Annotated in this window: 11 protein-coding genes; 6 read left to right on the plus strand and 5 right to left on the minus strand. The window is 63.4% G+C overall.

Going from position 1 to position 13,346, the window contains the following annotated elements; translation table 11 throughout:
• Nucleotides 1–79: 79 nt before the first annotated feature.
• The 6 genes from ACUUL3_RS08115 to ACUUL3_RS08140 all read left to right on the plus strand — a co-directional run bounded on the left by ACUUL3_RS08115 (nt 80) and on the right by ACUUL3_RS08140 (nt 8,742).
• Nucleotides 80–1,834 carry a carbon starvation CstA family protein gene (locus ACUUL3_RS08115; RefSeq protein WP_448556240.1) on the plus strand — a complete coding sequence of 585 codons (1,755 nt, stop codon included), beginning with the start codon at nt 80–82 and terminating at the stop codon, nt 1,832–1,834.
• A gap of 1 nt (nt 1,835) precedes the next feature.
• Nucleotides 1,836–2,924: an A/G-specific adenine glycosylase gene (gene mutY / locus ACUUL3_RS08120; RefSeq protein ID WP_448556242.1), complete on the plus strand. Its 1,089-nt coding sequence runs from the start codon at nt 1,836–1,838 to the stop codon at nt 2,922–2,924.
• A 90-nt stretch (nt 2,925–3,014) separates the two neighbouring features.
• Complete coding sequence (locus ACUUL3_RS08125; protein WP_448556243.1) at nt 3,015–3,761, plus strand: GGDEF domain-containing protein; 747 nt, start codon at nt 3,015–3,017, stop codon at nt 3,759–3,761.
• A 146-nt stretch (nt 3,762–3,907) separates the two neighbouring features.
• Nucleotides 3,908–4,630, plus strand: coding sequence for a flagellar brake protein (locus ACUUL3_RS08130; protein ID WP_448556245.1), 723 nt, complete (start codon nt 3,908–3,910; stop codon nt 4,628–4,630).
• Nucleotides 4,631–4,712: 82 nt separating this feature from the next.
• The gene (locus ACUUL3_RS08135; protein ID WP_448556247.1) at nt 4,713–6,086 is read left to right on the plus strand and encodes a c-type heme family protein; all 1,374 of its coding nucleotides are present in this window, start codon (nt 4,713–4,715) and stop codon (nt 6,084–6,086) included.
• A gap of 10 nt (nt 6,087–6,096) precedes the next feature.
• Nucleotides 6,097–8,742: a cation-translocating P-type ATPase gene (locus tag ACUUL3_RS08140; RefSeq protein ID WP_448556249.1), complete on the plus strand. Its 2,646-nt coding sequence runs from the start codon at nt 6,097–6,099 to the stop codon at nt 8,740–8,742.
• Nucleotides 8,743–8,760: 18 nt separating this feature from the next.
• On the opposite strand, the gene ACUUL3_RS08145 is transcribed toward ACUUL3_RS08140, so the two are convergent.
• Genes ACUUL3_RS08145 through ACUUL3_RS08165 form a run of 5 tightly spaced genes read right to left on the minus strand, consistent with a single transcriptional unit; the run spans nt 8,761 to nt 13,306 of the window.
• A complete protein-coding gene (locus ACUUL3_RS08145) occupies nt 8,761–9,849 on the minus strand; it encodes a two-component system sensor histidine kinase NtrB (RefSeq protein WP_448556251.1) in 1,089 nt (362 codons plus the stop codon).
• Nucleotides 9,850–9,893: 44 nt separating this feature from the next.
• Nucleotides 9,894–10,322 carry a hypothetical protein gene (locus ACUUL3_RS08150; RefSeq protein ID WP_448556252.1) on the minus strand — a complete coding sequence of 143 codons (429 nt, stop codon included), beginning with the start codon at nt 10,320–10,322 and terminating at the stop codon, nt 9,894–9,896.
• Between the two features lie 34 nt (nt 10,323–10,356).
• On the minus strand, nt 10,357–11,340 hold the full coding sequence (gene floA / locus ACUUL3_RS08155) for a flotillin-like protein FloA (RefSeq protein WP_448556254.1): 984 nt from the start codon (nt 11,338–11,340) through the stop codon (nt 10,357–10,359).
• A 2-nt stretch (nt 11,341–11,342) separates the two neighbouring features.
• Nucleotides 11,343–11,831, minus strand: coding sequence for an NfeD family protein (locus tag ACUUL3_RS08160; RefSeq protein ID WP_448556255.1), 489 nt, complete (start codon nt 11,829–11,831; stop codon nt 11,343–11,345).
• Complete coding sequence (locus ACUUL3_RS08165) at nt 11,828–13,306, minus strand: NfeD family protein (protein ID WP_448556257.1); 1,479 nt, start codon at nt 13,304–13,306, stop codon at nt 11,828–11,830. The genes ACUUL3_RS08160 and ACUUL3_RS08165 overlap by 4 nt, the downstream gene beginning before the upstream one ends.
• Nucleotides 13,307–13,346: the final 40 nt, after the last annotated feature.

A 13,346-nucleotide genomic window follows, 5' to 3' on the forward strand; every position in this document is an offset into this window, starting at 1 on the left:
CCTTGCTCAATCCCGCCCCGCCGATTATAGTGAGCCCGAAACCCGCTTTTCCCCTAATCCGCCCCGAGGAATTCCGGCCGTGAACTCCCTGCTTTTGGCCACAGGCTGCCTGGTCGCCTATCTTGCCGCCTACCATACCTACGGCCGCTATCTGGCCAGGAAAATATTCCGCCTCGATGACGGCAGGCAGACCCCGGCCCATCGCCTGCGGGATGGAGTCGACTTCATCCCCACCGGCAAGGACGTGCTCTTCGGCCACCATTTCACCTCCATCGCCGGCACCGGCCCCATTGTCGGCCCGGCCATCGGCGTGATCTGGGGTTGGCTGCCCGCCCTGCTCTGGGTGCTGTTCGGGCCCATCGTCATCGGCGCGGTCCACGATCTCGGCAGCCTGGTCGTTTCCATCCGCCATGAAGGGAAATCCATCGCCGAGGTGATCGGCAAAACCATTTCTCCCCGGGTGCGCCATCTCTTTTTCGCCGTGATTTTCCTTGAGCTCTGGATAGTGATCGCCATTTTCGCCCTGATCATCGCCCTGCTCTTTACCATGTATCCCAAGTCGGTGCTGGCGATCTGGCTGGAGGTGCCCATCGCCCTTCTCGTCGGCGTCCTGGTCCGCCGGAAAGGCAATCTTCTCCTGCCCCTCTCCATCGCCGGGGTCATCCTGATGTACCTGACGGTCTGGCTGGGCAGCCATCTGCCCCTCACCATGCCCTCTCTCCTCGGCATGAACCCGGTGCTGATCTGGATGCTCATTCTCTTTGCCTACGCGGCGGCAGCCTCCGTCCTGCCGGTGGATCTTCTCCTCCAGCCCCGCGATTACCTCAATTCACACCAGCTCCTCATCGCCATGGGCCTCTTGGCCCTTGGCCTGCTCGTCGCCCAGCCGCCCATGGCCGCGCCCGCCTATGTCCCCTCGCCGGCCGGCGCGCCGTCCCTCTGGCCCTTCCTCTTCGTCATCATCGCCTGCGGCGCGGTTTCCGGCTTCCATTCGGTGGTCAGCTCCGGCACCAGCTCAAAACAGCTCAACCGGGAATCAGACGCCCAGTTTGTCGGCTACGGCTCCATGCTGGTCGAAGGCGGCCTCGCCGTCCTGGTCATCATCGCCTGCACCGCCGGCCTGGGCATGGGCGTGCTGGAAAACGGCGTCCTCCTCACCGGGCCTGCCGCCTATGAAAATCACTACGCCTCCTGGGCAAGCGCCCAGGGACTCGGAGCCAACCTCGCCGCCTTCATCGAGGGCGCGGCCAACATGATCAGCGCCCTGGGCCTGCCCCGCGCCCTGGCGGTCACCACCATGGGGGTCTTCATCGTCTCCTTTGCCGCCACCACCCTGGACAGCGCCGCCCGCATCCAGCGCTACGTGGTCAGCGAGCTTGCCGAGGCCGGCAATCTCCCCGCCCTTGGCGGAAGGTGGCCTGCCACCGCCATCGCCATCGGCAGTGCCATGGCCCTGGCCTTCTATTCCGGCGACGGCCAGGGCGCCATGGCGCTCTGGCCCATTTTCGGCGCCATCAACCAATTGCTGGCCGGCCTCGCCCTCCTGGCCATAACCGCCTATCTGGCCCATGGCCGGCGGCCGCTCTGGTTCACCTTTCCGCCCCTTGCCTTCATGGTCACCGTCACCTCCTGGGCCATGCTGGGCAACATCGGCGATCTGCTCGCCAAGGAGAGTCTTTTCCTGGCCGCGCTGAGCGCCGCCATTCTCTGCCTGCAGGCGATGGTTCTGGGAGAATCCCTGCTGGTGATGTGGAAACGCCGGCCGCGAACGCAGCCGCTGGTGGCGGCAAGCGAGGGGAAAGAGATGCCCCCGGCGCCGCTCAGGGAAGAATAACATGCAGCCCGAGGCCGCCGCGGCCCTGCAGGAAGCGCTGCTTGCCTGGTTTTCCGAAAACGGCCGGGACCTGCCCTGGCGGCGGCGGTATCTTCCCTACCACATCTGGCTCTCGGAAATCATGCTCCAGCAAACCCAGATGGAGCGGGTGGTCGTCTACTTCCGCCGCTGGCTCGAAACCTTTCCCGATATCGCCAGCCTGGCCGCGGCCGACGAGCAGGAGGTCCTGCGCCTGTGGGAGGGCCTGGGGTACTACTCCCGGGCCCGCAACCTCCTGAAAACCGCGGCGCTCATCCACCGCGAGCACGGGGGCCGCCTGCCGGAGGATCACGCCGCCCTCCTCCGGCTGCCGGGCATCGGCCGCTACACCGCCGGCGCGATCATGAGTCTGGCCTTCAACCGCCACTACCCCCTGGTCGACGCCAACGTGGAGCGCCTCTTCGCCCGGCTCTTCAACCTCGACCGCCCGGTGAAGGAGAAAGACATCCAGGCCTCCATCTGGCAGCTGGCCGAGGCCCTGATCCCCCGGGGCAAGGCGCGCTGGTTCAACCAGGGCCTCATGGAGCTCGGCGCCCTGATCTGCCGGCCCCGCGCGCCGAAATGCGGCGAATGCCCGCTCCGGCCCCATTGCCTGGCCTTCCGCCTGCGCCTGGTCGAAAAAAGACCGGTGCCGGGCAAGGCCAGGGAAATCATTCCCATCCACATGGTCACCGGCGTGCTCATCCACCGCGGCAGGATCTTTATCCAGAAGCGCCTGGCCGACGATGTCTGGCCCAACCTCTGGGAATTTCCCGGCGGCGCCCTGGAAGAGGGGGAATCTCCGGAGGAGGCCCTGGCCCGTGAGTATCTGGAGGAAACCGGCTTCGCCATCCGGGCGACCGAAAAAATCACCATTATCAAACACAGCTACACCAGATACCGGATCACCCTGCACTGCTATTATTGCTCCCTTGCCGGCAACGCCGGCGCGCCGGTGCTCAGCGCGGCCCAGGAATCCCGCTGGGTCAGGCCCGGCGAGCTTGCCGACTTCGCCTTTCCCTCCCCGCACCGCCGCCTGATCGATGGCCTGGCCGAGGAAAACCCGGGCTGAACCTGCCGCCAACCGCTTTACATCGCTGCCGCCCTTTGCTAGAGTGTATCAGCAGGCTGCGGGAAGGTGTGTTTACGGAAAGAGGGAGCGATGGACAAGAGGATAATACGGCTGCTGATCTATCTGACCATCATCTTGGTCATGGCCAATATCAGCCCTCTCATCGATCTCTATTTTCATCCCCAGATCCCTTACCTGGACACCGAACACCTGCTGGTGGGCGGCATCACCTCGGGAATCACGGTGATCCTCATCAGCCTGCTCATCTCCTATGCCAACCGCATGAGCAGGATCGCGGCGGAGATGCAGCAGCTCAACAGGACGCTGCGCGAACAGACCAGCCGGGACAGCCTGACCGGCCTGCACAATCACCGCTATTTCCAGGAAATGCTCCGCCATGAGTTCCATTTGAGCCAACGCCACAAAACCGATCTCTCCTGCATGATGCTCGACCTGGACCGCTTCAAGGATGTCAACGACAGCTGTGGTCATCCCTTCGGCGACATGGTCTTGAAAAACACCGCGGCCCAGATTCTCCAGGAAGCCCGGAAAACCGACACGGTTGCCAGATACGGCGGCGAGGAGTTCGCCATCCTCCTGCCCAATACCGATATCGACGGGGCCCGGCGCATTGCCGAACGTATCCGCGCCAGGGCGGAACATTTCGTCCACCAGGACCAGACCTGTTCCATGCGGGTTACCATAAGCATCGGCCTCGCCTCGGTGGCGGCCAACAAACCGGAAAAACCCGAGTATCTTCTCACCTTTGCCGACCAGGCCCTGTATCAGGCCAAGGACGCCGGCCGCAACAGGGTGCTGATCTCCCAGGAGGCCTGAGCAGGGCGCGGCCCCGGCAAAAAATACAGAGTCCCCCTTATTGTCTGCCTGGGGAATTCCCCGTAACCTTTCAAAAAACAAAAGCGAATCAAAACAACCCCATACCCTGAGCCGCGAGACGATTTCCGGACAACTGAAAAAGGGCCATGCAAAAAAGACCCCCCCTCCCGGGCTGGCAGAACATCGGCGCAGGCTATGAAAGCTCCACCTCCAGGGAGCTCATCGAACAAACGGTCGGACGCCTCATCGAAAAACGCCTGCCCGTCTTTCTCGCCTCGCCGGGCTACCAGTCCGGCCTCACCCTTCTCCTCGAAACAGGGGAAAATGAGCTTCTCATCGACAAGCCCCGCAACTGGCGCCCCTGCCCCAGGGTCCGTGTCATCTTCAAAGACGAGACAAAGATTTCCCACCATTTCGATGTCCGCATTCTGGCCACCGCCGACACCACCCTGCATGCCGCGCCGCCCGACGAGATTTTCCGCCTGCAGCGCCGGGCCAGCTACCGGGTGGCCGCCCCCCAGGGCTGCAAGGTTTCCTTCCGCAGCAACGGCACGCACTTTTCCGGCTTCACCGTGAAAAACATCAGCGCCGGCGGCATGCTCTTCTGCGGCAAAAACCCCGTTGACCTCGCCCGTTCCTCCCTGCTGGACATCGCCCTCTTCATCCCGGCCAAAGACGATACCGCCCTTGCCGGAGGCCTGGAAAAAACCATCCGCCGCGGCGAGGTGGTGCGTTCCTTCCGGGACAAACAGCACGGCCTCAACTGCTACGGCGTCTCCTTCCTGACAGGCCCCAGGGAGGAGGATGACCTGGCGCGCTACATCCGCCAGCGCGAACGGGAACTGCTCAGCAAAGGGGTGGCCGACTAACGACCCTGGCCTAAAAATGCTTTGACCCCTTTCCCCCTGCGGTGCGATAATGCTTTCATCCGCGCAGAGAGAGGGAGTGAGCATGTCCGACGCCAGCCAGCCGAAAACCGTGACCGACGCCTCTTGGCGCATTGAACGGTATTCCCTCATTGTCGCCTCGCTCCTGACCTGCCTCGTCGGCCTGTCCGCATTCTGGTACGCCTCCCATTACAATCGGGAAATCGACGAAATCGCCTTTGCCGAGGCAAAGGCGTATTTCAACCGGGACGTGGCCTTAAGGCAGTGGAGCGCCACCCATGGCGGCGTTTATGTGCCGGTAAGCGAGCGGACCCGCCCCAACCCCTTTCTCGGCCATGTGCCCGAACGGGATATCAACACTCCCTCCGGCAAGGCGCTTACCCTGATGAACCCGGCCTACATGGTCAGGCAGCTCAACGAGGACTTCAGCAAAAATTACGGCATAGGCGGGCATATCACCAGCCTGAAGCCCCTGCGCCCGGAAAACCGGCCCGACCCGTGGGAGAAATCGGTGCTGGAAAAGTTCCAGACAGGCCTTACGGAATTCCATGAGTTCACCGAGATCGGGGGCAAGCCGTTCCTGCGCCTCATGAAGCCGATTTATGTCGAAAAAGGCTGCCTCAAATGCCATGGCCACCAGGGATACACGGTGGGGGAGGTCCGCGGCGGAGTCAGCGTCTCCCTGCCCATGGAGACCTTGAACCAACACCGGCGCTACTCCCTGCGCGCCTCCTCTCTCGGCCATGCCGCCATCTGGCTCCTGGGTCTCCTGGGCATATTCTTCTGCCGGGACAAGATCCTCCGTTTTGAAAAGGCCCGCAGCGAAGCCGAGCGGAACTTAAAGGAAAGCGAGGAAAAACACCGCCTCATCGTGGAAAATCAGGCCGACCTGATCGTGAAAATCGACCCGCAGCTGCGGTTCACCTTTGTCAGCCCCTCCTACCTCGCCACCTTTGCCAAACAGGAGGCGGAACTCCTCGGCACAAACCTTTTCCCCCTCATTCACGAGGATGACCGGGAAAGGGTGCGCGATTCCCTGGCGGAAATCTTCTCACCGCCCTACGCCGCGAACCACGAGGAAAGAGCCTTGACCGCCGCTGGCTGGCGCTGGTTCCACTGGTCCGCCAAGGCCTTTGTCGACGGAGACGGCGAAGTGCGGGAGATCGTCAGCGTCGGCCGGGACATCACGGTCCGGAAGGAGCTGGAGGCGGAAAGGGAAAAGCTCATCGGCGAACTCAGCCAGGCCCTGGAAAAGGTGAAGGTTCTGAGCGGCATGCTGCCCATCTGCGCCACCTGTAAGAAGATCCGCGACGACCGGGGCTACTGGCAGCAGCTCGAAACCTTTATCCATCACCATTCCGACGCCACCTTCACCCACGGCATCTGCCCGGACTGCGCGCAAAAAGAGCTGGACAAGCTCAAGGATTACGACCGGTAAGCCGGCGGCCATGGAATATTACCAGCAGAGCCCGGAAAGTGTCTTTGCCCGATTGCGTACGCAGGCCAGGGGGCTTTCCCCGGAGGAAGCCGGACGCAGGCTGGTCGAACACGGCGCCAACGCCATCGCCGTGGAAGCCGGCATCAATCCCCTCCTGCTTTTTCTCGGCCAGTTCAAGAACTTCATCATCTATGTCCTGCTCTTTGCCGTGGCCTTTGCCCTGCTGATCGGCGAGTATCTCGATTCCCTGATCATCCTGGCGATCCTGCTCGCCAACGCCTGCATCGGGTTTTTCCAGGAGCTGAGCGCGCACCGCTCGCTGGAAGCGCTGAAAAAACTCTCGGCAATCCGCGCCACCGTCATCCGCGACGGCCGGCGCGCCATCATCGATGCCCGGGAGCTTGTGCCGGGCGATCTCATCCAGGTCGAGGCCGGGGACAAGGTGCCGGCCGACGCCAGGCTCGTCGAAGCGGTGCGGCTCAAGGTGGAAGAGGCGGCGCTCACCGGCGAGAGCGTGCCGGCGGAAAAAAACGCCGCCGCCATCAACAGCGAGGTCCAGCTCGGCGACCGCCGCAACATGCTCTTTTCCTCGACTTCGGTGGTCACCGGCAACGGCACCGCCGTGGTGGTGGCGACGGGCATGGCTACGGAGATCGGCAAGATCAGCAGGCTGGTCAGCGAGGCCGAGGAGGGGATGACCCCTCTCCAGAAAAGGCTGCACCTCTTCGGCAAAAAGCTCGGCGCCGTGATCATCGCCATCTGCGTTCTGATCTTCTTTCTCTTTGCCCTGCGGGAATACCTGGACAACGGCGGCATCAGCCGGGAACTCTTCATCGCCTTTATCTTCATCGCCATCAGCCTGGCCGTGGCCGCCGTCCCCACCGCCCTGCCGGCCGTGGTCAACATCGCCCTCAGCATCGGGGTAAAACGGCTGCTTGCCAAAAAGGCCCTGGTCCGCCGGCTCTCCTCGGTGGAAACCCTTGGCAGCTGCGATGTGATCTGCACCGACAAAACCGGCACCCTTACGGAAAACCAGATGACCGTCCGCCACGCCTGGACCCTGGCCGGGGAGGCGGCCTTGTCCGGCAGCGGCTACTCCCCGGCAGGCGAGCTTTCCCGGCCGTTGGCGCCCCTGCTCTTCACGGTGGGGATCATCTGCAACAACGCGAGTCTTGTCGAGAAGGACGGTCTCTGGCAGGTCATCGGCGATCCGACGGAAGGCGCTCTCCTCGCGGCGGCGGCCAAGGCGGGTGTTGCCGCGAGATCCGACCGCCTCGACGAGATCCCCTTTGACTCGACCCGCAAGATGATGAGCGTGCTCGGCCGAAGCGAAGGGGAAATGACCATGTACTGCAAGGGGGCGCCCGGCCATCTCCTTGCCTGCTGCGGCATGGCGCAGGTCAACGGCGAGGTGGTGCCGCTCACCGACGACCTGCGCCGTTTCATCGAGGAGCAAAACGACGTCTATGCCGGCAGGGCCCTGCGGGTGCTGGGCTTTGCCTATAAACCGGTGGCGGGCAGGGAAGAATTCAGGGAGGAGGATCTGATCTTCGTCGGCCTCCAGGCCATGATCGACCCACCCCGCCTCGATGTGCTCGAATCCCTGAAAAGAACCAAGGAGGCCGGGATCAGGGTCATCATGATCACCGGCGATTACCAGGCGACCGCCAAGGCCATCGGCGCCGAACTTGGCATCGAAGGAGCCCTCCGCGACGGCGCCACCCTCGACGGAATGAGCGAGGACGAACTGATCGCGGCCCTGCGCGACAACACCAATATCTTTGCCAGGGTGATCCCGGAACACAAGCAGCGGATCGTCACCGCCCTGCAGCGCATGGGGCACACGGTGGCCATGACCGGGGACGGGGTGAACGACGCGCCGGCCTTGAAGAAGGCGGACATCGGCGTGGCGGTGGGCAGCGGCACCGAGGTGGCCAAGGAGGCGGCGGATTTCGTCCTCCTGGATGACAGCTTCAGCCACATCGTCAACGCCATCGAGGAAGGCAGGGGCATCTACGACAACATCCAGAAATCGATCATGCTGCTGCTTTCCGGAAACTTGGGCGAGGTGCTGATCATCTTTCTCGCCGCCATCCTCGACATGAACCTGCCCCTTACCGCCATCCTCCTGCTCTGGATCAACATGGTCACCGACGGCGCCCCGGCCCTGGCCTACACCGTGGACCCGTACGGCCGCGACATCATGCGCCGCCGGCCGAAACCCAGGGACGAAAACATCCTGCCCGGCCCCAAACTCGCCCTGATCGCGGTGCTGGGCACGGTGGGCGCCTTCTTTGCCCTGGGGCTCTTCGCCATGTTCGGGGGGAGAGTGGACGACGCGGAGGAACTGATGCGGGGCCAGACCATGGTCTTCAACTTCGTGGTGCTCTACGAGGTGATCCTGATCTTCGTGATCAGAAAATCCTATCAGGTTCCCTTCTTTTCCAACAAATGGGTCTGGGCGGCCGCGCTTTTCTCCGGCCTGCTCCAGGCCGTTCTCATGTACACGCCCCTGCGTTTCGTTTTCAGGATCAGCGCCCTGACCATGCCGGAGATCACCGCCCTTGGGGCGGCCGGCCTCTTCTTTTACATGGCCAGCATACTCTACCACTCCCTGGCCGACCTGAAACGCAACGAGAGAGGAAGGCGGGCCTGAAGAAGAGGAAAGGGGAAATCATTTCTTGATGAGATAGATGCCGATGATGGCGGCGGTGCCCTTGCCTTCCTCGCTCTCGATCACGAAGGAGCAGCCGGGATGATCCTCGATGATGCGTTTGGAGATGCTCAGTCCCAGGCCGGTGCCCTGCTCCTTGGTGGTGAAAAAGGGGGAAAACATCCGCTTCTTGATCTCCTCCGGGATCCCCTCGCCCGTGTCGGTGACCAGCACCTCGACCAGGGGTTCCCGCATCCTGGTGCTCACCACCACCTTGCCGCCGGGGAAACTCGCCTCGATGCCGTTTTTCACCAGATTCAGGAGGACCTGCTTCATCTTCTCCCGGTCCACCTCGACCACCACGTCGGCCGCGGCGTCCAGGGTCACCTCGATGCCGTTTTTCTCGCAGCCGGCATGTGATTGCGCCAGGTCGACCACCTCCCTGAGCAGATCGTTGAGGGAGACGGCCGCCATCTTGAGCTGTTGCAGCTTGTAGAGATCCCGGAGACCGGCCAGCAGATTCTCCAGCCGGTTCACCTCGTCGACGATGATGGTCAGCTTGGCCAGATCCTTCTCGTCGGTGGCCTTGCGCAAGAGCTGCCTGGCAAAGCCGCCGATCATGATGAGGGGGTTCTTGATCTCGTGGTTGATCTCGGCGATGGCCGTGCCCAGGGCGGCCAGCCGCTCGTTCTGGATCAGGCGGGCCTGGAGGCTCTTGGTGTCGGTGAGATCCCGGATCAGGCCGGTGAAGTAATATCTGCCGTTCAACCGCGCCTTGGAAAAGGAGATGGCCGCGGGCAGGATGCCGCCGTCCTTGCGGGTTATCTGTACCTCGCTCTCATGGCCGATCATCCTCGCCTCGCCGGTGGCCACATAACGGGCGACCGCCTCCTGGTGCCCGGCCCGGCAGGAAGGGCTCAAGATCTCGGCCAGATCCCGGCCCATCACCTCCTCGCGGCGGTAGCCGAAAAGACACTCCGCCGCCTTGTTGAAGAAAATCACCCTGGAGTCCTCGTCGATGGTGACAAAGGCCTCGTTGGTGTTCTCCACCGCGTTTTTAAGAATGATGTAGCGTTCCCGGTCTTCCGCAGACAGTCCCTGTTCCGTCATAACCGCACCTTCCCCATGCGCCCGGCGCTTGCCCGGGGCTCCATTCATTCCTTGCGCAGGCTCACCGGCTTGCCGAGAATCTCCGCCCAGATCACCGCCTGCTGCAAACGCTTCCGGACCGCCGGCCTGGCCGGGGCGGGCGCCGTGGCGACGACCGCCGTCGCCTTCTTCGCCGGCCTGGCCCGGCTTTCGCCTTCCTCGGCCGGGATCAGCACCCGCCCGGCCTGCCGGGCAGGGCGCGGCCGCCCGCCCTCCGCCTCCTTGCCTTGCCGGCCTGCGGGTACGGGCAACGGCGGCGGGGTCCGCCCCGCAAGGAGAAGACGGAGAAGGTCGGCGGCATTGAGGGGCGGCTGTCCTGCCCCGGCCTCCTGCTGCTCGGCCTCCTCCGTCGGCACCGCCTTCTGGGCCTTGCTGATGACCTTCCAGATGAGATAGATGACGATGAGCGGAAAAATATTTTCCCAAAAACCCATTTATTCCCCCTCCTGCTTCAGGCAAGGAAAAAACTCAGTCATTCCTGGGCTTCTCCCCCTGCGCGGGCGCGGCGATGGCGCTGCGCATCTCGGTGTCGGCCATGACATTCTTCATCTTGTAATAATCCATGATCCCCAGGTTCCCTTCCCGAAAGGCCTCGGCCATGGCCAGGGGAATCTCCGCTTCGGCCTCCACCACCTTGGCCCGCATCTCCTCCACCCGGGCCTTCATCTCCTGCTCGACGGCAAAGGCCATGGCCCGCCGCTCCTCGGCCTTGGCCTGGGCGATCTTCTTGTCCGCCTCGGCCCGGTCCGTTTCCAGCTCGGCGCCGATGTTCTTGCCGACATCGACATCGGCGATGTCGATGGAAAGAATCTCATAGGCCGTGCCGGCATCAAGACCCTTCTCCAGCACCCTTTTCGAGATAAGGTCGGGGTTTTCCAGCACATGCTTGTGGGACTCGGCCGAACCGATGGTGGTGACGATGCCCTCGCCCACCCGGGCCAGCACCGTCTCCTCGCCGGCGCCGCCGACCAGACGGTCGATGTTGGCGCGCACCGTCACCCGGGAAATGGCCTTCAGCTGGATGCCGTCCTTGGCCATGGCCGCCACCAGCGGCGTCTCGATGACCTTGGGGTTGACGCTCATCTGCACCGCCTCAAGCACGTTGCGCCCGGCCAGGTCGATGGCCGCGGCCCGCTTGAAGTTCAACTCGATATTGGCCTTGTCCGCGGCAATGAGCGCCTGCACCACCCGCAGGACGTTGCCGCCGGCCAGGTAGTGGGATTCCAGGTCGTCGGTGGAAATCACCAGCCCGGCCTTGGCCGCCATGATCTTGCTTTCCACGATCAGCTTGGGCGGCACCTTCCGGAAGCGCATGAAGACAATACTGAGCAGGTTGACCCTGGCCCCGGAAACCAGGGCCTGCACCCACAACGACAGGGCGGAGCCGACAAAGTAGAGAAGAACGATAAAGGCAATGACTACCGCGACAACCATGATCTGGGCCAATTCCATGCTCAATCCCCCTGATGTGCTTTTGCTCTGACGATTATCTGATTACCGGTCACGGCGATGACCTTGACTTGCGTATCCTTTTCAAGAAACTCCCCGCGGCTCACCACATCGAGACGGCGACCGGAGAAGATGGCGGCCCCGGCCGGCCGCAGGGGAGTAACGGTCCTTCCCTCCAGGCCGAGAAAATCGGCAAGCTCCGGGGCCTGCGAACTGACGCCGTCCTCCCGTTTCAATTCGGCGCGCAGGGTCATCGGCGAACGGGCCAGCAGTCTGAAGCATGCCACCACCAGCACCGGAATCAGGACAAGATCGAGGCCCACCAGAAGCAGCCCCGGCCCCTGCCCGAACTGGCCGAAGACCAGATGGAGCGAATAGGCGAAAACCCCCATGGCCAGCAGGGAGAGCAGGCCGCCGGATGGCAGGATCACCTCGGCGAAGACCACCACCATGCCGATCAGCTGCAGGCTGAGCGGCAGGACAAGCCCCTTCACGGCCCCTCCCTCCGCACCACCACCACGTTGCCCCGCAGGGCCGAGACCACCAGGGGGCTCCCCTTTTCGATGAACTCCCCTTCGGTGACCACGTCGATAACCGTTTCGCCAATCCGCATCTTGCCCGCCGGCCGGAGCGGGGTCTGGGCCAGCCCGCGGCTGCCCGCGGCCACCCCCGCCCTTTCCGTGGAATCGGCATGGGAATCGGCCAGGTCCGAGGCGAGGTACGGGCCTGCCACCACCCCGGCCAGGCGGGGCAGCAGGTAGCGGAGAAAGAGCATGGCGGAGAGGAAGGCGAAAACAAAGGAGCCCAGGACCACGGAAATATTGGCGAGCAGGATCTCCTTCTGCCAGGGTTGCGCCGGATCGGGCAGGACAAAGTCCTGAAAGGAGAGGATCAGGCCGAGGCAGATGGCGAAGATTCCGGCGAGCCCGGCAATGCCGAAACCGGGCAGGACGAAGATCTCCATGGCCAGGAGGACGACGCCCAGGAGGATGAGCAGCAGTTCGGTATGGCCGGCAAGGCCCATGAGGTACTGGTTGAAGAGGACCAGCCCCAGGCAGAAGAGGCCGACGATCCCCGGCAGGCCGAAGCCGGGCGCCTTGTATTCGATATAGAGGGCGGCCAGGCCGATCATGACGAGAACGGGGGCGATGGCGGTGATGAAGCGGCCCAGGGTTTCCGACCAGTTCTGCTCCTGGCGGATCAGCGTATAGTCGCCGATGGCCATCCCGGCCAGCAGCTCCTCGATGTTTTCGGCGGTGGCCGAGGAAAAGCCCAGGGTCAGGGCCTCTTCATTATCCATGGTCAGGAGGGCGCCTTTGGCCACCACGGTCTTTTTTTCCCGCACCGTCTTCTTCTCGGCCTCGGAAAGCTCGTTGTACTCGGAGGCTTCGAGATAGCGAACCCTGCCGTCCTGGACAATCCTCAGCACCTCCATCTCGGCGGTGACCATGGCCTCGGCCAGCCGCTCCGGGTAGCCGTTTTTCCGGGCCAGGGTCCGGAACTTGGCCCGCAGCGGCGACTGGAATTTTTCCCCGAGCATCTTGGGACCGTCCTGGGCAAAGGTGATGGGCGCGCAGTCGCCGATGGTGGAGTGCGGTTTCATGACCAGGCGGTTGCAGGCCAGGGCGATGAGGGCGCCGGCGGAGATGGCCTTGGTCTGCACGTACGCCACCGTGCTGCGCGGGGCGGCGGCAAGCAGGATGTCGACAATGGCGAGGGCCGAATCGACCCGGCCGCCAAAGGTGTCCAGCTCCAGAACGATGAGGGCCTTGTCGTTGTTCCTGCTCTCGGCAAGGCAGCGCTCGATATAGGCGGCCATGCCCGGCTCCACGTCCCCGGAAACCGGGATGAGGTAAACCGGGCGCGCCTCCCCGCCGGCGGAGGCGGCGCCGGAAAAAAACGCGCAGAGCAGGAGCAGCAGGCAAAAGAGCCGGCGGCGCCGCGGGAAGAAAGAGGAAGCCTGTTTCATGGCGGGCGGATACACCTTGGAGAGTAAAAAAGGAGGGGGC

The sequence above is a fragment of the Thiovibrio sp. JS02 genome (genome assembly GCF_053485635.1).